Source organism: Streptomyces sp. NBC_00390 (assembly GCF_036057275.1).
Taxonomy (GTDB): Bacteria; Actinomycetota; Actinomycetes; order Streptomycetales; family Streptomycetaceae; genus Streptomyces.
Window position 1 is genome coordinate 4,425,526 of the sequence record NZ_CP107945.1, and the last position, 19,814, is coordinate 4,445,339.

10 protein-coding genes and 3 rRNA genes are annotated in these 19,814 nt (G+C 67.3%); 7 read left to right on the forward strand and 6 right to left on the reverse strand.

All coding sequences use genetic code 11. The features are described 5' to 3' along the window. Window positions 1-19 precede the first annotated feature (19 nt). Together OHS70_RS19375 and OHS70_RS19380 are read right to left on the reverse strand one after the other, a co-directional pair. Window positions 20-1,978, reverse strand: a complete 1,959-nt coding sequence (locus tag OHS70_RS19375; protein ID WP_328399047.1) for a sigma-70 family RNA polymerase sigma factor — start codon at window positions 1,976-1,978, stop codon at window positions 20-22. A 226-nt stretch (window positions 1,979-2,204) separates the two neighbouring features. Then, the gene (locus OHS70_RS19380; RefSeq protein WP_328399048.1) at window positions 2,205-3,026 is read right to left on the reverse strand and encodes a TetR/AcrR family transcriptional regulator; all 822 of its coding nucleotides are present in this window, start codon (window positions 3,024-3,026) and stop codon (window positions 2,205-2,207) included. A 413-nt stretch (window positions 3,027-3,439) separates the two neighbouring features. Between OHS70_RS19380 and OHS70_RS19385 the strand changes: the two genes are divergently transcribed. Together OHS70_RS19385 and OHS70_RS19390 are read left to right on the forward strand one after the other, a co-directional pair. Next, window positions 3,440-4,822, forward strand: a complete 1,383-nt coding sequence (locus OHS70_RS19385) for an NAD(P)/FAD-dependent oxidoreductase (RefSeq protein WP_328405756.1) — start codon at window positions 3,440-3,442, stop codon at window positions 4,820-4,822. Window positions 4,823-4,961: 139 nt separating this feature from the next. Then, on the forward strand, window positions 4,962-6,620 hold the full coding sequence (locus OHS70_RS19390) for an ATP-binding SpoIIE family protein phosphatase (RefSeq protein WP_328399049.1): 1,659 nt from the start codon (window positions 4,962-4,964) through the stop codon (window positions 6,618-6,620). On the opposite strand, the gene OHS70_RS19395 is transcribed toward OHS70_RS19390, so the two are convergent. Next, window positions 6,614-7,930, reverse strand: coding sequence for an MFS transporter (locus OHS70_RS19395; protein WP_328405758.1), 1,317 nt, complete (start codon window positions 7,928-7,930; stop codon window positions 6,614-6,616). The two genes, OHS70_RS19390 and OHS70_RS19395, sit on opposite strands and share 7 nt — an antisense overlap. Window positions 7,931-8,074: 144 nt before the next feature. Here OHS70_RS19395 and OHS70_RS19400 point away from each other — a divergent pair, with 144 nt between their 5' ends. The 5 genes from OHS70_RS19400 to OHS70_RS19420 all read left to right on the forward strand — a co-directional run bounded on the left by OHS70_RS19400 (window position 8,075) and on the right by OHS70_RS19420 (window position 15,114). Next, on the forward strand, window positions 8,075-8,644 hold the full coding sequence (locus OHS70_RS19400) for a MarR family winged helix-turn-helix transcriptional regulator (RefSeq protein ID WP_328399050.1): 570 nt from the start codon (window positions 8,075-8,077) through the stop codon (window positions 8,642-8,644). Between the two features lie 616 nt (window positions 8,645-9,260). After that, window positions 9,261-10,786, forward strand: a 16S ribosomal RNA gene (locus tag OHS70_RS19405). Between the two features lie 312 nt (window positions 10,787-11,098). Further along, a 23S ribosomal RNA gene (locus OHS70_RS19410) occupies window positions 11,099-14,221 on the forward strand. Window positions 14,222-14,319: 98 nt separating this feature from the next. Next, window positions 14,320-14,436, forward strand: a 5S ribosomal RNA gene (gene rrf, locus OHS70_RS19415). Together the 16S, 23S and 5S rRNA genes form the textbook arrangement of a ribosomal RNA operon. A gap of 114 nt (window positions 14,437-14,550) precedes the next feature. After that, a complete protein-coding gene (locus OHS70_RS19420) occupies window positions 14,551-15,114 on the forward strand; it encodes a GNAT family N-acetyltransferase (protein WP_328399051.1) in 564 nt (187 codons plus the stop codon). Between the two features lie 83 nt (window positions 15,115-15,197). Here OHS70_RS19420 and OHS70_RS19425 read toward each other — a convergent pair whose 3' ends face one another. From OHS70_RS19425 to OHS70_RS19435, 3 genes are all read right to left on the reverse strand, one after another. Then, entirely contained in the window at window positions 15,198-16,691 is a 1,494-nt protein-coding gene (locus OHS70_RS19425) for an FG-GAP repeat protein (protein WP_328399052.1), read from the reverse strand. 135 nt (window positions 16,692-16,826) lie between these two features. Next, window positions 16,827-18,389 carry a type IV secretory system conjugative DNA transfer family protein gene (locus OHS70_RS19430; protein WP_328399053.1) on the reverse strand — a complete coding sequence of 521 codons (1,563 nt, stop codon included), beginning with the start codon at window positions 18,387-18,389 and terminating at the stop codon, window positions 16,827-16,829. Window position 18,390: 1 nt separating this feature from the next. Further along, window positions 18,391-19,803, reverse strand: coding sequence for an ATP-binding protein (locus OHS70_RS19435; protein ID WP_328399054.1), 1,413 nt, complete (start codon window positions 19,801-19,803; stop codon window positions 18,391-18,393). Window positions 19,804-19,814 lie beyond the last annotated feature (11 nt).

The window sequence follows — 19,814 nt, forward strand, 5'->3', positions numbered from 1 at the left end:
ATGCCCGGTCCGCCCTTGGCTAGTGGCAGGTGATCTGCGCCTGGGCCCAGTCGGCGAGCGCCACCGATCCGGCCGGCGTGCGTGGTTCGACGACGAGGCGGATCGTCTTCCGGCCGGAGAGCGGCACATGCACCGGCACGGCGGAGTCCCCGCGGCGGATCACCGCGGACTGCCACAGCCGCGCGCCGTCCCCGTACACGGAGAAGCGCACCGCGCCGGGTCCGAGCGTCATGTCGTCGACACCGACGAGTGCGTCATAGGACGTGCACCGGCGGTTGAGGTCGACGGTGACGGACGACGTGGCGTGCACGGTCACGCCGTGTCCGTACCGCTTGCCGGCGATCGACATGCCCCAGCGCTGCCACAGCCAGGTGCTCCCGCGAAGGCGCACCTCCGGTTCGGTGTGGTCGCCGAACGCGCCGTACTCGAGCCTGTTCACCTGGTAGACCTCGGTCGCCGGAGGGGGAGGCGGCGGAGCCGTGGGCGGGGCGGGAGGCACCGGGGCGGGCTGCTGAGGCCGGGACGGTGTCGGGGTAGGGGTCGGGCTCGGCGCGGGCGGCGCCGGGGCCTCGGACGTGGGCGCCACCGCAGCCGCCTGCCGGGTGGATGTGGGCGCAGGCGAGGGTGCGGATTCCGCTCGCCGCGTCGGGGTGGGCGCGGACGAAGCCGGCGGCTCGGGTTCCGGGCCCGGCGCCGGCGGCCGCGATTCGACGGGCCTGATGGCCGGTGGCCCGGCCTCCGGCCTGGTCGTCTGCTCGGGCTCACTGGACATGGCCCACACCAGCCCGGCGGTCGCGGCAACGCCTGCGGCCGCCGCGATCCCCGCCTTCGCGGGCGCGCCCAGCCCTTTTGCGACCGCCCCACCGGCGGCCGCGCCGCCAGAGGCGCTGCCTGACGCCGAGCCACCCGCAGCGGTGGCCACCCCGGCCGCTCCCGCGGCTCCACCGGCCGCGATCCCCGCGGCCTTGAGCGAGTAGCCGGCGGCGAACCAGCCGATGACCGCGACCGGGAGCAGCGCGGGGATCCCGGCGTTGACATGCGCCAGCTCACCCGCGGCCAGACGGCACTTGGCGCACTCCGACAGATGCTTGCGCAGCCCGCGCTCCGCCCGCATCCGCAACCCGCCCCGCGCGTAGGCGCCCAGCCGGTCCGCGTACCGCGCACAGTCGCCACCCGAGGTGAGGGCGGAGGACACATGGGCCTGGAGGTAGGCCTGCCTGAGCCCTTCGCGGGCCCGGCCGGCCAGCACCGCCGTGGCATTGGCGGTCAGCCCGAACAGCGGTGCGACCTCGCTCGGCGACTCCTCCTCGACGGTCGTGTGCCACAGCACGGCCTGCCATCGCTCGGGCAGGGAGCGGAAGGCCTGCAGGGCGAGCGACTGCTCGGCCTCGTGCATCGCCCTTACGTCCGCGCCCAGATCGAGCGTTTCGTCGCCCGACACGTCCGTGCTCGCCGCAGCCGCGGCGGCGAACACCACGAAGTCGTCGACCAGTTGCTCGCGCTTCGCCGTCTTCGCCCACGTCGCGGCCACGCGCCGCACCGTCGTCAGCAGGTATGCCCGGACGGCCTGCCGGGGCCCGGAGCCACCGCGCACCGCCTGCAGTGTCCGCGCGAACACCTCGGCCGTCAGGTCGTCTGCTGTGTGCGCATCCCGGCAGCAGGTGCGCGCGTATCTGCGGACGGCCTGCGCGTGCCTGCGGAACAGTTCCTCGTACGCGCTGTCGTCGCCGTCCCGCATGCGCTGGACCAACTCGCCGTCCGACGACGGCATTTCGCGCTGCCGCGGCAGAGCGCCGCCGCTGCGGCCGCCCTCGCGCTGTGGCGGTACGGCGTACTCCTCGGCGGATTCGGACCGGGAGTCGGCAGTCCCTGACGCATCCACCGGGCCGCCCTGGACAGGTACTTGCCGAGACGGACTCCCGGTGGTGGCCGGCCTGCTCGCACCGTCGAGTGACTCGTCCCGACCGTCACCGCTCATCGCGACAAGCTCCTGTAAGCACCCGCGGACCCGAACACCGGGCAAGCGTGACACAGAGAGGCCATGCACCGAACCCCCGTCTCCGGCAACCACCCATCCGGGGAGACTTCCCCGAAAACGAGCACGGCCCATCACTCGTTCGGGGAAGACTTATCGGCTGCATGGTCGCCGAGCCACGGAGTCGTTCGGTGTCGTCCGGCATTCGTGCGGCGGGCGTCAGGCGTTCTCAGGCCGACCGCGGGCGCAGACCCTCCAGAAGAATCTCCAGCAGCCGGGCCGAGGCCGCTTCCTGCTGCGCGGCATCCGGCAGCGAGGGTGCGGCCGTGGCTATCACCAGCAGGACGTCCGCCACGGTCACATCACCGCGCAGCTCACCCGCCGCCCGCGCCCGGTCGACCAGCTGACCCACGACCTCCAGCAGGTCTGCCGCACCGGCGTCGTCCTGCTCCTCTGCCGGCGCCGACCGAGGCGCGACGACGCGCAGCCCAGGCTGCGTACCGTGCCGCTGGTGCGGCACCCGAGGCCCGTCATGCGCCTCGTGCAGCCCGCCGCTCGCGGCGTCCCCGGGCTCCTCGCCGTCCACGCCGACCCTCAGTACGTGCGGCGGCAGCAGGCGCCCGGCGCCGGACGCAACCGATGTGCGCAGGAAGCGGGCGAGCGCCGACCACGGCTCCTCCTCCTGCCCCAGAGCCGTACGCGCCTGCTCGGTCAGCCGGGAGGTCTCCTCCTCGGCTATCCGCCGCACCAGCACGTCCTTGCTCGGGAAGCGGCGGTACACCGTCCCGACACCGACCCTGGCCCGTCGCGCCACATCCTCCATCGGTGCGCCGTAGCCCAGTTCGCCGAACACCTCGCGCGCAGCGCGCAGTACGTGCTCGAGATTGCGCTGTGCGTCCACCCGCAGCGGTGTCGAGCGGCTGGCCCCGCCCGATCCCGCCTGTCCGTTCCCACCACTGTCCGCGGCCGAGGCCACGGCCGATGCGGACGACGCATCCGCCGCAGCAGACGAGACAGCAGCAGCCTGCCAATGCGAATCCTGAATATGCATAAGCGTTCCCCCGGTCATGTTGTCTCCCCCCGGAGACCTCCCCGCCCAGTCCGCCGGGCGTGCCGTGACCCGGCACCCCGACCGAGTACGAACATAGTTGAGCCAGGGTCAATTCAGAAGGGGGTACTTCCGCACACTGCGCCCCCCGATCGGAGCAAGGGCCGGAAGGTTCCCTATTCGGCCCCCTCCCAGCCCCCTTCTCGACCGGTCTGACCTGCGGACCTTCCCTTTCGTCCGAAACCGTGCCCCGACCGGGCCACAGTCGTCTTCCGGTCACACAATTTGCCGGGGCTGTGGACAAACGCTTGAGCCCGTTGCGTCATGGGAAGGTGAAGGCTGCAAACACCCGGGGCGCGACCCCCGGCACCCCGCCGCGCACGCGCATTCTCGTCGTCGGCGGCGGTTACGTCGGGATGTACACGGCACTGCGCCTCCAGCGGAAGCTGAAGCCCGAGCTCGGGCGCGGCGATGTGGAGATCGTCGTGGTCACACCCAATCCGTACATGACGTATCAGCCGTTCCTCCCGGAAGCCGCAGCCGGCTCGATCTCCCCACGTCATGTCGTGGTCCCGCTCCGTCGCGACCTCGACGGATGCACGATCGTCATCGGCGAGGCCCGGACAATCGATCATGCCAAGCGCACGGTGACCGTCGCGACCCTCGCCACCGAGGAGGAGGGCGCCGGCGCGACCGAGTTCACCTACGACGAACTCGTCCTCGCACCCGGCTCCATCTCCCGTGCCCTGCCTCTCCCCGGCCTGGCCGACTTCGGTATCGGTTTCAAGACCGTCGAGGAAGCCATCGGCCTGCGCAACCACGTCATCGAGCAGATGGACATCGCATCGTCCACGCGCGATCCGGCCATCCGCGACGCCGCCCTCACCTTCGTCTTCGTCGGCGGCGGTTACGCGGGCGTCGAGGCGCTGGCCGAGCTCGAGGACATGGCCCGCTACACCTCGCGCTACTACCACAACCTCAAGCCCGAGGACCTGAAATGGATCCTGGTGGAAGCGGCCGACCACATCCTGCCCGAGGTCGGTGAGGAGTTGGGCAGGTACGCCGTAAGCGAGCTGCGCGCCCGCAACATCGACGTACGTCTCGAGACCCGCCTGGACTCCTGCGAGGACCGTGTAGCCGTCCTGAGTGACGGTTCGCGCTTCCCGACCCGCACGGTGGTGTGGACGGCCGGCGTCAAGCCCGCGCCGATCCTCGCCGCCACCGATCTGCCCCTGAACGAGCGCGGCCGGCTGACCTGTACCGCGCAGCTCGCCGTCGCCGGCGTCGAGCACGCCTGGTCGGCGGGGGACGCGGCGGCGGTCCCCGACATCACCTCGGACGAGCCGGGCGCGGAATGCGCGCCCAACGCCCAGCACGCCGTGCGCCAGACCAAGGTTCTGGCCGAGAACATCGTGGCGTCGCTGCGCGGCGAGCCCCTCCAGGAGTACGCCCACAAGTACGCCGGGTCGGTGGCGTCCCTGGGCCTCCACAAGGGTGTCGCCCATGTCTACGGCCGAAAGCTCAAGGGGTATCCGGCCTGGCTGATGCACCGGGTCTACCACCTCAGCCGCGTGCCCACCTTCAACCGCAAGGCCCGCGTACTCGCCGAATGGACCCTGGCAGGCCTGTTCAAACGCGAGATCGTCTCCCTCGGCTCGCTCGAGCACCCGCGCGCGCAGTTCGAGCTGGCCGCAGGCGGCCGGCGCAACGGGCGGGGCGACGGCAACGGCGCGAAGAAGAAGGAAAAGGACACGGGGCCGCAGGACGGATCCGATTCCGGCAGCTCAAGAGGCAGCTGACGGGGCTCCGGATCCGGCCGACGGCGCTCGGCAAAGACGACTGTCAGTCCGGTCGGCCACACTGGACGTGTGACCATAGGTGGGCTCACACCTGCACAGAGTGACCCTTGGCGACAAACCCATTGAGGCTAGAAAGTCAGTGAACTTCACGCGTTGGAGCCCAAGGCTCCCCGGTACGCAGCGTCGCGCCGCAGCGCGGGGGACCGATCACGGAATCTCCCCGGCCCAGCGAGGCGAAGGCTCCGTACCCGCGGCCCGCGGCGAGTACGGACAGCAGCTCGAGCCGCTGCCCGATGTCCCCGCCCTCGAGGACTTCTCCGCTCCGGAGATCCTCGGCCGCCTGCCCGCCCTGGTCGCGCTCGTGTACGGCACCGAGCACCGCATCGCCTACGTCAACGACGCCTACGCCCAGGCCTTCGGCCACCGCCCGGCCGGATCGGTCGCCGCCGAGGTCTGCCCGGAACTCGTCGAGCTGGGCCTGCTGCCTCTGATGGACCAGGTCCTGCGCAGCGGCAAGCCGCGTACGGTCAAGTCCCGCAGGACCCAGGGCGGCGGCTCGTACACGGTCACCTGCCTGCCCGCCGAGTGGTCGGGCGAGCACAAGGACACCGAGGGCGTGCTCGTCTTCGCCGCCGATGTCACCGACCACGCGGAGGCGGCCGAACGGCTGCGGGCGAGCGAACGCCGTCACCGCGAAACCGCGGTGACCCTCCAGAGGTCGTTGTTGCCGCAGGAGTTGGAGCAGCCCGACGATCTGCGCTTCGCCGCCACGTATCTGCCGGGCGGCACGGACGCCGCGGTCGGCGGCGACTGGTACGACGTGATCACCCTCGGCGCCGGCCGCACCGCCCTGGTCATCGGGGACGTGATGGGCCGTGGGGTTCGCGCTGCCGCCGTCATGGGCCAGCTCCGCACCGCCGTACGGGCCTACGCCCGCCTCGACCTGCCGCCGCACGAGGTGCTCCAGTTGCTCGACGGCCTCGCCGCCGAGATCGACGCCAGCCAGATCGCCACCTGTGTCTACGCCGTCCACGACCCGAACGAAGGCCGGCTCGTCTACGCCTCCGCCGGCCATCTGCCGATCCTGGTCCGCGACGAGGACGGCACGGTCCGCCGCGCGGCCGAGCCGACCGGCCCCCCGCTGGGCACCGGCGGCTGGCTGCACACCTCGGGGATGATCGACCTCCCGCCCGGCTCCACCGCCGTCCTCTACACGGACGGCCTGGTCGAGCGGCGCCGCGAGGACATCGACGAGGGAATGGCTGCTCTGGAGCGCGCGCTCGCCGGCGCGACCGGGACCCCGCAGGTGGTCTGCGACCGGCTGATCCGCTCGCTGGGGGTGACGGCGGATCATGACGACGATGTCGCCGTTCTGGTGATCCAGCATCCGACGCGTACGGGAGGGGACGCCGAGCTGTTCCACAACGCCGCCCTCGACCTGCTCGGCGGCATCGAGGCGGCGCCACGTGCACGGGCGTTCGCGTCAGGGGTGCTGGCCTCGTGGCGGTTCTCGCCGGAGCTGCACGATCTGGGAGTGCTGGCGGCCAGCGAGTTGGTCGCCAACTCCTTGCAGCACGGCGTCCCGCCGATGGGTCTCAGACTCCGGCGCACCGACCGGCGGCTGATCATCGAGGTGACGGACGGGGACGATCATCTTCCGCGCCGCCGCCGCGCGGAATCGGAGGACGAGGCGGGTCGCGGGATTTCCATCGTCGCGACGATCGCCTCGTCCTGGGGGTCCCGCCGCACACCGGGCGGCGGGAAGGCGGTCTGGTGCGAGTTCGCCCTGCCTCAGTGAGCTGAGGCAGCGACCACGGGCTCCACGGGCTGCGGGTCCTGCCCGGTCCGCGGACCGTGCTCGATCTTGTGCACCGCCACCACACGCGACTTCGCGGCGAGCGACGGCTGGTCCTGCGCAGGGGTGAGCCGCTTGCCCAGACGCAGCGCCAGCACCGTGATGCCCAGCGAGAACAGCGTGAACGTCACGATGTACGGCCCGTGCAGCGCGGCACCCATCGGGCCGCCGACGGCCGGGCCGACCGCGAGGGCGAGCTGCTTGACCAGGGCGAACGCGGAGTTGTACTGCCCGACCATCCCCTCCGGGGCGAGATCGGCCACCAGCGGGGCCACGGTCGGAGACAGCATGGCCTCGCCGAGCCCGAACAGCGCGTACGTGGAGATGAACGCGGCCGTCGCCATGGCCTGGCTGCCGTGGCCGAGCCCGGCGTACCCCGCCGCGATCCAGGCGACGGCCCAGATCAGCCCGACCGAGGCGATCACCCGGCTGCGCCTGCGGCGCTCCACGAACCTCAGTACGAGGAACTGCGCGGCCACGATCACCGCGGTGTTGGCGGCCAGCGCCGTCCCCAGCGTCGCGGGCTCGATCCCTGCGGCCTCGGTGCCGTATGCGGCCAGGCCCGACTCGAACTGTCCGTAGCAGGCGAAGAAGAGGACGAAGCCGAGGACGCACAGCTGCACCATCGCCCGGTGCCCGAGCAGTGCCCGTATGCCACCCCTCGCCTTGGCCTCCGTGTTCGCGGGCCGGGCCTCCTGGAGGGTGAGCGAGCGGGGGAGCCGCACGGTGAGCGCGATCGCGGCCAGCACCAGGAACATCGCGGCCTCGATGCCGAACAGCAGGGTGAAACTGGCGGGCCGGCTCTCGTCCACGATGTGGCCGCCGATCAGCCCCCCGATGCCGAGCCCGAGGTTCTGCAGAAAGAACTGCATGGCGAACGCGCGGGTCCGGGTCGCGCTCTCCGAGCACCAGACGATCATGGTCGCGAGTGCAGGCTGCATCACGGCCGTACCGGCGCCGAGCAGCGCGGTGGACATGACGACGGCCGGTACGGAGGTCGCGAGTCCCATCCCCGCGGCACCGACGGCCGCCAGCACGGCGGCCCCCACCAGCACCGGCAGCGGCCCGCGCCGGTCGATGACCCGTCCGGTGAACGGGAGGGCGACGAGTGCGGCCATCGCGAAGACCGCGAGCACGGCACCTGCCGAGCTCGAGCCCAGGTCCCGCACCTGCGCCACATAGACGTACAGATACGGAACGGTGAAGCCGAGTCCGAACGCGCTCAACGCGTTCCCCGCCTGGATCCGGCGCATCGCTGCACCCTTCGCCTTGGTCACGTTCACCCACTTCAGGTATCGGAGGACTGAAGTCTCAAGACTTCAACAGTAAAGTTAGAACGTCAACAGTACACATCGAAGGACTTCGACGCCAATCAAGCCCGTGCGATACTTCGGCGCATGCCTACTGCGACCCCTGACGGCCCTGCGTCGCCCGGCCCCCAGGAGCCTGGCCTCGACGAGCAGATCGCCGCCTACCAGCGCGAATTCGGCGACCTGGATCCCCAGGTCGAGAAGGTCGTGTCTGCCCTGGGCCGGCTCAACCGCCGGATGAACGTCGCGTACGGCCGCCAGGTGGCCGCCCTGGGCATCAGCAATGCCGAGTGGGAAGTCCTCAAGACACTCGTGCTCGCAGGCTCCCCCTACCGCCTGGGCCCAGGGGAACTCGCCAAGCGCCTCGGTCTGACCCCGGCCGCCATGACCCACCGCATCGACCGCATGGCGGCCGAGGGACTGGTAACCCGCGACCGGGACGAGACCAACAGGGTCCGCGTGATCGTGGAGCTGACGGACGAGGGCCGCACGAAGTGGCTCGAAGCGATGCGCATGGCGACGAACTTCGAGGAGGACCTGCTCCAGGACCTCTCGGGCGCCGAGCGGGCTGTCCTCGGCGAGCTGCTGATCCGCGTACTGCGCCGGGTGGAACACACTCAGCCGGACGCCGGCGGCAGGCTCACCGACCTGGAGTAGAACGTCACACGGCGGAGGTTGACACGGCCCTCGCCGGTCCGTAAGGTTCTTCGAGTTGTCGCGGGACCGGAACGGTTCTGCGACGGCCACTCACGCCGCTGATGCGGCAACCAAACTCAGCACGAACTCCTGGTCGGGATGATTTCGGCATGCCGAAATCAATTTCGAGGGCTCGATTATGAGTCGCCTGGGAAATCCGCTAGAGTTTTGGACGTCGGAACGGCCCAACAGCCGGAAAGACAGCTCCCGCTGACTGGGAATCAGGCCCGAAAGGATCTGATAGAGTCGGACTCGCCGGAAAGGGAAACGCGAAAGCGTGGAACTGGAAAGTGCCCCGCCGGCCGGGAATCGGACACGAAAGAGTCTGATAGAGTCGGAAACGCAAGACCGAAGGGAAGCGCCCGGAGGAAAGCCCGAGAGGGTGAGTACAAAGGAAGCGTCCGTTCCTTGAGAACTCAACAGCGTGCCAAAAATCAACGCCAGATATGTTGATACCCCGTCCATCTTCGGATGGCAGGGTTCCTTTGTAGAAACACAGCGAGGACGCTGTGTGCGACGGGGACTATTCCTCCCTGTCGCACCGCTCTCGTGGTGTCGACCCGATTACGGGTAAACATTCATGGAGAGTTTGATCCTGGCTCAGGACGAACGCTGGCGGCGTGCTTAACACATGCAAGTCGAACGATGAAGCCCTTCGGGGTGGATTAGTGGCGAACGGGTGAGTAACACGTGGGCAATCTGCCCTTCACTCTGGGACAAGCCCTGGAAACGGGGTCTAATACCGGATAACACTGCGGGCCGCATGGTCTGCGGTTGAAAGCTCCGGCGGTGAAGGATGAGCCCGCGGCCTATCAGCTTGTTGGTGGGGTGATGGCCCACCAAGGCGACGACGGGTAGCCGGCCTGAGAGGGCGACCGGCCACACTGGGACTGAGACACGGCCCAGACTCCTACGGGAGGCAGCAGTGGGGAATATTGCACAATGGGCGAAAGCCTGATGCAGCGACGCCGCGTGAGGGATGACGGCCTTCGGGTTGTAAACCTCTTTCAGCAGGGAAGAAGCGAAAGTGACGGTACCTGCAGAAGAAGCGCCGGCTAACTACGTGCCAGCAGCCGCGGTAATACGTAGGGCGCAAGCGTTGTCCGGAATTATTGGGCGTAAAGAGCTCGTAGGCGGCTTGTCACGTCGGATGTGAAAGCCCGGGGCTTAACCCCGGGTCTGCATTCGATACGGGCAGGCTAGAGTGTGGTAGGGGAGATCGGAATTCCTGGTGTAGCGGTGAAATGCGCAGATATCAGGAGGAACACCGGTGGCGAAGGCGGATCTCTGGGCCATTACTGACGCTGAGGAGCGAAAGCGTGGGGAGCGAACAGGATTAGATACCCTGGTAGTCCACGCCGTAAACGTTGGGAACTAGGTGTTGGCGACATTCCACGTCGTCGGTGCCGCAGCTAACGCATTAAGTTCCCCGCCTGGGGAGTACGGCCGCAAGGCTAAAACTCAAAGGAATTGACGGGGGCCCGCACAAGCAGCGGAGCATGTGGCTTAATTCGACGCAACGCGAAGAACCTTACCAAGGCTTGACATATACCGGAAAGCATTAGAGATAGTGCCCCCCTTGTGGTCGGTATACAGGTGGTGCATGGCTGTCGTCAGCTCGTGTCGTGAGATGTTGGGTTAAGTCCCGCAACGAGCGCAACCCTTGTTCTGTGTTGCCAGCATGCCCTTCGGGGTGATGGGGACTCACAGGAGACCGCCGGGGTCAACTCGGAGGAAGGTGGGGACGACGTCAAGTCATCATGCCCCTTATGTCTTGGGCTGCACACGTGCTACAATGGCCGGTACAATGAGCTGCGATGCCGCGAGGCGGAGCGAATCTCAAAAAGCCGGTCTCAGTTCGGATTGGGGTCTGCAACTCGACCCCATGAAGTCGGAGTTGCTAGTAATCGCAGATCAGCATTGCTGCGGTGAATACGTTCCCGGGCCTTGTACACACCGCCCGTCACGTCACGAAAGTCGGTAACACCCGAAGCCGGTGGCCCAACCCCTTGTGGGAGGGAGCTGTCGAAGGTGGGACTGGCGATTGGGACGAAGTCGTAACAAGGTAGCCGTACCGGAAGGTGCGGCTGGATCACCTCCTTTCTAAGGAGCACTTCTTACTGGCCCTCGGGTCGGTCAGAGGCCAGGACATCGGCGAACGTCCGATGCTGGTTGCTCATGGGTGGAACGTTGATTATTCGGCGCACTTGACCGTCTTTTCTTCCTAGTACTGCTCTTCGGAGCGTGGAACGGCAGGGGAGCGGCGAGGGCGCCTGGCGCGCTGTTGGGTGTCTGAGGGTACGGACTGCGGTCCCTATCTTCGCGATGCCGGCCCCGGTGAACTCGTCCTTTGTGGGCGGGGTGGCGGGTGGCTGGTCGTTGCTTGAGAACTGCACAGTGGACGCGAGCATCTGTGGCCAAGTTTTTAAGGGCGCACGGTGGATGCCTTGGCACCAGGAACCGATGAAGGACGTGGGAGGCCACGATAGTCCCCGGGGAGCCGTCAACCAGGCTTTGATCCGGGGGTTTCCGAATGGGGAAACCCGGCAGTCGTCATGGGCTGTCACCCGCTGCTGAACACATAGGCAGTGTGGAGGGAACGAGGGGAAGTGAAACATCTCAGTACCCTCAGGAAGAGAAAACAACCGTGATTCCGGGAGTAGTGGCGAGCGAAACCGGATGAGGCCAAACCTACGACGTGTGAGACCCGGCAGGGGTTGCGTCGTGGGGGTTGTGGGATCTCTCTTTTACGGTCTGCCGGCCGTGAGACGAGTCAGAAACCGTATGGATAGGCGAAGGACATGCGAAAGGTCCGGCGTAGAGGGTAAGACCCCCGTAGCTGAAATTCATGCGGCTCGTTTGAGAGACACCCAAGTAGCACGGGGCCCGAGAAATCCCGTGTGAATCTGGCGGGACCACCCGCTAAGCCTAAATATTCCCTGGTGACCGATAGCGGATAGTACCGTGAGGGAATGGTGAAAAGTACCGCGGGAGCGGAGTGAAATAGTACCTGAAACCGTGTGCCTACAAGCCGTGGGAGCGTCGCATGCAAGCTTGCTTGTATGTCGTGACTGCGTGCCTTTTGAAGAATGAGCCTGCGAGTTTGCGGTGTGTTGCGAGGTTAACCCGTGTGGGGAAGCCGTAGCGAAAGCGAGTCCGAACAGGGCGATTCAGTAGCGCGCTCAAGACCCGAAGCGGAGTGATCTAGCCATGGGCAGGTTGAAGCGGAGGTAAGACTTCGTGGAGGACCGAACCCACCAGGGTTGAAAACCTGGGGGATGACCTGTGGTTAGGGGTGAAAGGCCAATCAAACTCCGTGATAGCTGGTTCTCCCCGAAATGCATTTAGGTGCAGCGTCGTGTGTTTCTTGCCGGAGGTAGAGCACTGGATAGGCGATGGGCCCTACCGGGTTACTGACCTTAGCCAAACTCCGAATGCCGGTAAGTGAGAGCGCGGCAGTGAGACTGTGGGGGATAAGCTCCATGGTCGAGAGGGAAACAGCCCAGAGCATCGACTAAGGCCCCTAAGCGTACGCTAAGTGGGAAAGGATGTGGAGTCGCAGAGACAACCAGGAGGTTGGCTTAGAAGCAGCCACCCTTGAAAGAGTGCGTAATAGCTCACTGGTCAAGTGATTCCGCGCCGACAATGTAGCGGGGCTCAAGCGTACCGCCGAAGTCGTGTCATTGCAGTATGTACCCCCAACGGGGACTGTGATGGGTAGGGGAGCGTCGTGTGCCGGGTGAAGCAGCCGCGGAAGCGAGTTGTGGACGGTTCACGAGTGAGAATGCAGGCATGAGTAGCGATACACACGTGAGAAACGTGTGCGCCGATTGACTAAGGGTTCCTGGGTCAAGCTGATCTGCCCAGGGTAAGTCGGGACCTAAGGCGAGGCCGACAGGCGTAGTCGATGGACAACCGGTTGATATTCCGGTACCCGCTTTGAAACGCCCAATATCGAATCAGACGATGCTAAGGCCGTGAAGCCGCCCCTGATCTCTTCGGAGTGAGGGGGAGTGGTGGAGCCGCCGGCCCAGATCTGTAGTAGGTAAGCGATGGGGTGACGCAGGAAGGTAGTCCAGCCCGGGCGGTGGTTGTCCCGGGGTAAGGGTGTAGCCCGAGAGATAGGCAAATCCGTCTCTCATGCAGGGTGAGACCTGATGCCGAGCCGATTGTGGTGAAGTGGATGATCCTATGCTGTCGAGAAAAGCCTCTAGCGAGTTTCATGGCGGCCCGTACCCTAAACCGACTCAGGTGGTCAGGTAGAGAATACCGAGGCGTTCGGGTGAACTATGGTTAAGGAACTCGGCAAAATGCCCCCGTAACTTCGGGAGAAGGGGGCCATCACCGGTGATGAGTCTTGCACTCTGAGCTGGGGGTGGCCGCAGAGACCAGCGAGAAGCGACTGTTTACTAAAAACACAGGTCCGTGCGAAGCCGTAAGGCGATGTATACGGACTGACGCCTGCCCGGTGCTGGAACGTTAAGGGGACCGGTTAGCTCTGTTTCGACAGGGCGAAGCTGAGAACTTAAGCGCCAGTAAACGGCGGTGGTAACTATAACCATCCTAAGGTAGCGAAATTCCTTGTCGGGTAAGTTCCGACCTGCACGAATGGCGTAACGACTTCTCGACTGTCTCAACCATAGGCCCGGTGAAATTGCACTACGAGTAAAGATGCTCGTTTCGCGCAGCAGGACGGAAAGACCCCGGGACCTTTACTACAGTTTGATATTGGTGTTCGGTTCGGCTTGTGTAGGATAGGTGGGAGACTTTGAAGCCTGGACGCCAGTTCAGGTGGAGTCGCCGTTGAAATACCACTCTGGTCGTGCTGGATGTCTAACCTGGGTCCGTGATCCGGATCAGGGACAGTGTCTGATGGGTAGTTTAACTGGGGCGGTTGCCTCCCAAAGGGTAACGGAGGCGCCCAAAGGTTCCCTCAGCCTGGTTGGCAATCAGGTGTTGAGTGTAAGTGCACAAGGGAGCTTGACTGTGAGACCGACGGGTCGAGCAGGGACGAAAGTCGGGACTAGTGATCCGGCGGTGGCTTGTGGAAGCGCCGTCGCTCAACGGATAAAAGGTACCCCGGGGATAACAGGCTGATCTTCCCCAAGAGTCCATATCGACGGGATGGTTTGGCACCTCGATGTCGGCTCGTCGCATCCTGGGGCTGGAGTCGGTCCCAAGGGTTGGGCTGTTCGCCCATTAAAGCGGTACGCGAGCTGGGTTTAGAACGTCGTGAGACAGTTCGGTCCCTATCCGCTGTGCGCGTAGGAGTCTTGAGAAGGGCTGTCCCTAGTACGAGAGGACCGGGACGGACGAACCTCTGGTGTGCCAGTTGTCCTGCCAAGGGCATGGCTGGTTGGCTACGTTCGGAAAGGATAACCGCTGAAAGCATCTAAGCGGGAAGCCTGCTTCGAGATGAGGACTCCCACCTCCTTGAGAGGGTAAGGCTCCCAGTAGACGACTGGGTTGATAGGCCGGATATGGAAGCCCAGTAATGGGTGGAGTTGACCGGTACTAATAGGCCGAGGGCTTGTCCTCAGTTGCTCGCGTCCACTGTGTCAGTTCTGAAGTAACGAACTCGCCAGACCCCCGTTTTGCGGGTGTCGGTCGGCTGGAGTTCGACATCTTCATAGAGTTTCGGTGGTCATAGCGTCAGGGAAACGCCCGGTTACATTCCGAACCCGGAAGCTAAGCCTTTCAGCGCCGATGGTACTGCAGGGGGGACCCTGTGGGAGAGTAGGACGCCGCCGAACAATCTTTAGCCTCAACCCCCGGACCCTGTCCGGGGGTTGAGGCATTTTTGCGTTCAGGGCGATCCCCGGGAAACTGCGTTGCCCGAGGCCGGGGGCCGGCGCGAGTATCGGGGGATGGAACATGTCATCCGCCCCGTGCGTGCCGAGGAGTGGGCGAAGGTTCGTGACCTTCGGCTCGCCGCCCTGCAGGACCCGCTGTCATCGATAGCGTTTCACGAGACGTACGAGACTGCTCTCGCGCAGCCCGACTCGTTCTGGCAGGAGAGAACCTCGTCCGCCGCCGCGGGTCAGGACGTGATTCAGTTCATCGCCGAGGCGCCGGACGGTCGTTGGGACGGCACCCTTTCGGTGCTGGTGGAGCACCCCGGGGCCGAGCCGCGGATCGGTAAGGCCGCGATCGTCGAGCAGACGCACGTCGTCGGGGTGTTCGTGCGTTCCGAGGCGCGGGGCTCGGGGCTGGCCGACGAACTTTTCCGTGCGGGGATCGAGTGGTCATGGGCGCTGGACGAGCCGGCCGTCGAGCGCGTGCGGTTGATCTTCCACACGGACAACGGAAGGGCTGAAGCCGTCTACCGCCGAATGGGTTTCGTCCCGAGCGGCGAACCCGAACCCATCCCGGGGGACGGCATGGCGCGTGAGTACGAGATCCGGCGCCCTGGTGGTCCACTCAAGGAGTAGCGCGCTTGCCCCGGACCGTCGTCGGAGGTGGAACAGCACACCGCGGCAGACCCATTGGCCTGCAGCGGTGTGCTGTGTCCGGACTACTCGTCGATCGAGGCCCCGTAAGCCGCGTCGAGCGACGGGGCGCCGAGCGAGCCGCCGCCGTACGTCCACGAGCCGGAAGCCGTGACCCCGCCCGATCCGGCCGAGAGCACCCACACCACGCCGTCGCTCGTGTTCTCGCCGGGAGCCGAGGCCAGCAGGCCGAAGCGGCCGTCCCGGTTAGGGTCGGTCAGCCTGACCTGGCCGCCCCAGCGGTCACCCTTCTCGGCGGCGCCCGGCACCTGCGCGGAGTTCTGGTCCCACGACTTTGCGCCGGTGGCGGTCAGTCCGCCGGCCGCGCCGCGCAGCACCCACACCGCGCCCGCGTCCGCGACCGTGCCGATGTCCTCGCCGGCTGCCCCGATCGCCACGTCCGCGTACCCGTCGCCGTTGGTGTCGGCGACGGAGAGGTCGGTGCCCCAGCCGTCCGCGCGCTCGGCCGTGCCGGGGACTCCGGGCGAGTTCTGGGTCCACCACTGGGGCGGGCTGTCCGCACCGTCGATCCCGAGCGGCCCGTCGGGGCTTCCGTAGTAGACGCCGACCTGGCCGCCGGTCATCCAGTCGCCACCGTCGTTGGGGCTGTGCGGCTCGCCGGTCACGAGGTCGTCGTATCCGTCGTTGTTGATGTCGCCGGAGGCCGCGACCGGGCCGCCGCGCAGATCGCGCTCGTACACGAGGCCCTGTACCTGACCGGAGTAGAAGGACGACCAGCCGTGACCTGGCTCCTCCGGGCCAGCGGTGACTCCCGAGACGACGAGGTCGGCGAGACCGTTGTCGTCGTAGTCGCCGGTGGTCAGGGACCTGGGCAGGATGTCGCGCGCTTGTGCCCCGGCGGAGAGGCGGGTCCGAGCAGTGCGCTCCAGCGGCGCGGACTGCGGCTGCGGGACGGAGTCGTACGCGTACAGCTCGAGGTTGTCGCGCTGGAGAACGGCCAGCTGGTCACCCGGGGTGTCGGGGCTGAATCGGGCCGCGGCGACCGCGCTGCCGAACTGCTGGCCCTCCGTAGGATCCGCGGTCTCCAGCCATTCGCTGTTCGCGCCGGACAGTCCGCGCGACGACCCCCACAGAATGGTGATCCCGCCCGCGTCCTTGACCGTGCCGATGTCCTCGCCCGGGATGCCCACGATCGCGTCGTCGTAGCCGTCCGCGTCGAGATCGCCGGTGGCCACGGCCTTTCCGAATCCGTCGCCCGTCTCGGCGGCGCCGGGTACCCCGGCAGTGGACTGGCTGACGACGGCGGCGCGGCGGGTGCCGATACCCGTCGACGCGCCGTACTGCACGGTCACGTACCCCGCGCCCTTCTTCCCGCTGAGGGTTCCGCCCGGTGCGCCGATGAGCACGTCCTCGTAGCCGTCGCCGTTGAAATCGCTGTTGCGGTCACTTGCGTGTGTTCCGCCGGGGGTACCGGCGTATGCGGCGGGAGCGGCGATGGCCGCTCCCGCCGTCAGGAGAAATGCGGCCGCGGCGACGGCGGCCGTACGGTACTTGCGCACGAGCGGCTCCTTGGCTCAAGGATGACCGGGCGAGTGCGGGGGGCATCCGGAAAGGGCCCGTTCCTTCCTGGCGCCCTGATTGACCGTCAGTGAGGCAAAAGGGTTGTACGGCGGGGTGTTCTCGCCGGACGGCACCTACCGGGTGAGGGGATCGCTCCAGCGGGCGCGTGCCTGTTCCTGGGAGCGGAGCAGGACCAGAGTCGGCAGGCCGTGGTCCTGGCCGGTCGTCAGCAGCTCCGGGAGGCGGGGAATCGGAGCGACGGCCGCGACGTCCTCGAGGACGAGCGCCAGTGGTGGGTCGAGCCGACCGTCGGATGACCGTGCGGCCATGCGGCGGCCGTGCTCGACCACGTCTGAGGCGAGTGCGGTCAGCAGCGGCATCCCGCCCGGGTGGGTACGGGGGTCCTCGATCGGTTCACCCACCACATAAAGGGTGCCCCCTTCGTTTACGAATGATTCCAAGGCGAGCGAATCAGTTCGATTTGGGGTGCAGGCGTCACGGATATGGACCGACGACAGCGCGGAGAGAGCACGGACCGTCAACTGCTGCGCGATCTCCCGCCGTTCGGGATGCGCCGTGAGCGCGGACTCCAGCAGTCCGGCGAGTCCGCCCGCGGCCTTGGGGTGCGTACGGAGGATGCGTACGGGCTCATGGGCGGCGGTGCCCTGGGCCCAGCGGTGGAGCTGCTTGAACGGGCGACCGTCCACGGCAGCGGCGTGCAGCCAGCAACGCAGCAGGGTCTCGGCGGTGTCCGCCATGGCCGCGTCCATCAAGGCCCTCGGCCGTACGGGCGCGAGGAGGGCCGCGGCGCGGTCGGCGGCGGTCCCGGCGTCCTCGCAGTGAGCGGTGGGCGACCAGTGGAGACGGGCCGGCGTGTCGCACAGATGCCCGGGGTCGTAGACGAGTACGGGGCCGAGCTTGGCGCGGGCGTCCTTGGTCTCGGCCCATACCGTCGGGTCCGAGGTGATCACCAGGACGGGCCCTTCGGCGTCGCGCAGCGCCTGAACGGTGATGGGGCGGCGCGTGGCCCGGTCGCCGTAGAAGACGTGAGGCGTTCGGGTACGGGGGGCCGGGACGGTGGGGTGGGGCCCGAGCGGCGGGACGGTGGCGGCACGGGAGCTGGCCGGGTCCGGGTCCAGGGGAACGGTGGCCCGGTCCGGTGCCCGCTCGGCGGGCGCGTCGAGCACCTCTCCGTACGGGGTGGTCCCCGCGGTCACGGCGGGTTCCGCCTCCCCGGCGGGAGCGCCGCGCTCCTGGACGCGCCGCTCCCCGGCAGGAGCCGCGCCCACCGTCCGCCGTGTCCTGCCCTCGCGCGCCGCCGCCCGGACCGCGCGCCAGCGCGCCAGAGTGCCGAGCGTGAAGACGGTGAGGACCACCAGCACCATCAACTCGCCGATGGCCAGTCCCCAGAACAGCCCGTACCCGGACAGCTCGGCGGGCGGTGTGGACGGCCAGGCGGCCGCCAGGTCGTGCGGGGCCGAGACCAGCGCCCGCATCGCGTGCGGCGTGTCGGCGAACGTGACGCCGGTGGGCCAGACCCCGTGCGCCAGCAGGCCGGCCAGCCCCGTGGCCGTCCAGACCAGCACTGTCAGTCCGAGAAGGAAGCTCAGCAGTCCGACCAACAGGCCGTCGGGGATGCCTCGTTCGTTCTCCGGTCTCCGGCCGCCGTACTGGCGGCCCTGCCGACCCTCGTACATCTCACGCCACCGTCGACTCGGACGACTCGTCCAGCTTGTGCTGCTCGATCAGGGCCGCGCGCTGCTCCGCCTCCCACTCGGCGGCCTGCACGTGCTCCGGCAGGTCCGGGGCGGACGACTCCGTCATCGCCCGGTCGGTGAAGACCAGGGGCCGTTCTGCCTCGGTGACCAGGTGTTTGACCACCTGGACATTGCCGTTGACGTCCCACACCGCGATGCCCGGGGTGAGCGTGGGGATGATTTCGACGGCCCAGCGCGGCAGGCCGAGCACGCGCCCGGTGGCCCGTGCCTCGTCGGCCTTCTGGGCGTAGATGGTCCGTGTGGACGCCATCTTGAGGATCGCCGCGGCCTCCCGTGCCGCCGCCCCGTCCACCACGTCGGACAGATGGTGGACGACCGCCACGAAGGACAGACCGAGCCGCCGGCCGAACTTCAGCAGCCGCTGGAAGAGCTGGGCGACGAACGGGCTGTTGATGATGTGCCACGCCTCCTCCACCAGGAAGATGCGCTTCTTGCGGTCGGGGCGGATCCAGGTGTGCTCCAGCCAGACGCCGACGATCGCCATCAGGATCGGCATCGCGATCGAGTTGCGGTCGATGTGCGAGAGGTCGAAGACGATGAGCGGCGCGTCCAGGTCGATGCCGACGGTCGTCGGACCGTCGAACATGCCGCGCAGGTCACCGTCGACGAGCCGGTCCAGCACCAGCGCGACGTCCAGACCCCAGGCCCGTACGTCCTCTATGGCGACGTTCATCGCCTCGGCCGACTCGGGCTCCGGGTGGCGCAGCTGCTCGACGATGTCGGTGAGGACGGGCTGGCGGTCGGTGATGGTCTCGGTGACGTACGCGTGGGCCACCTTCAGCGCGAAACCGGCCCGTTCGTCGAGGCCATGGCCCATCGCCACCTCGATGATGGTGCGCAACAGTGCGAGCTGGCCGGTGGTGGTGATGGCGGGGTCGAGCGGGTTGAGACGGATCCCGCCGTCCAGGGCCGTCATCGGGTCCAGCCGGATGGGGGTGATCCCCAGCTCCTGCGCGATGAGGTTCCACTCGCCGACGCCGTCCTCACCCTGTGCGTCCAGCACGACGACCTGGCGGTCGCGGAAGCGCAACTGCCGCAGGACATACGTCTTCTCGAGTGCCGACTTGCCGTTGCCGGACTCGCCGAGCACCAGCCAGTGGGGGGCGGGGAGCTGCTGCCCGTACAGCTGGAAGGGATCGTAGATGTAGCCCTTGCCGCTGTAGACCTCGCGGCCGATGATCACGCCCGAGTCGCCGAGGCCGGGTGCGGCGGTGGGCAGGTAGACGGCCTGCGCCTGCCCGGTCGACGTACGGACGGGCAGGCGGGTCGTCTCCACCTTTCCGAACAGGAAGGAGGTGAAGGCATCCGTGAGGACGGACAGCGGATCTCGCATGGCGGACTGCC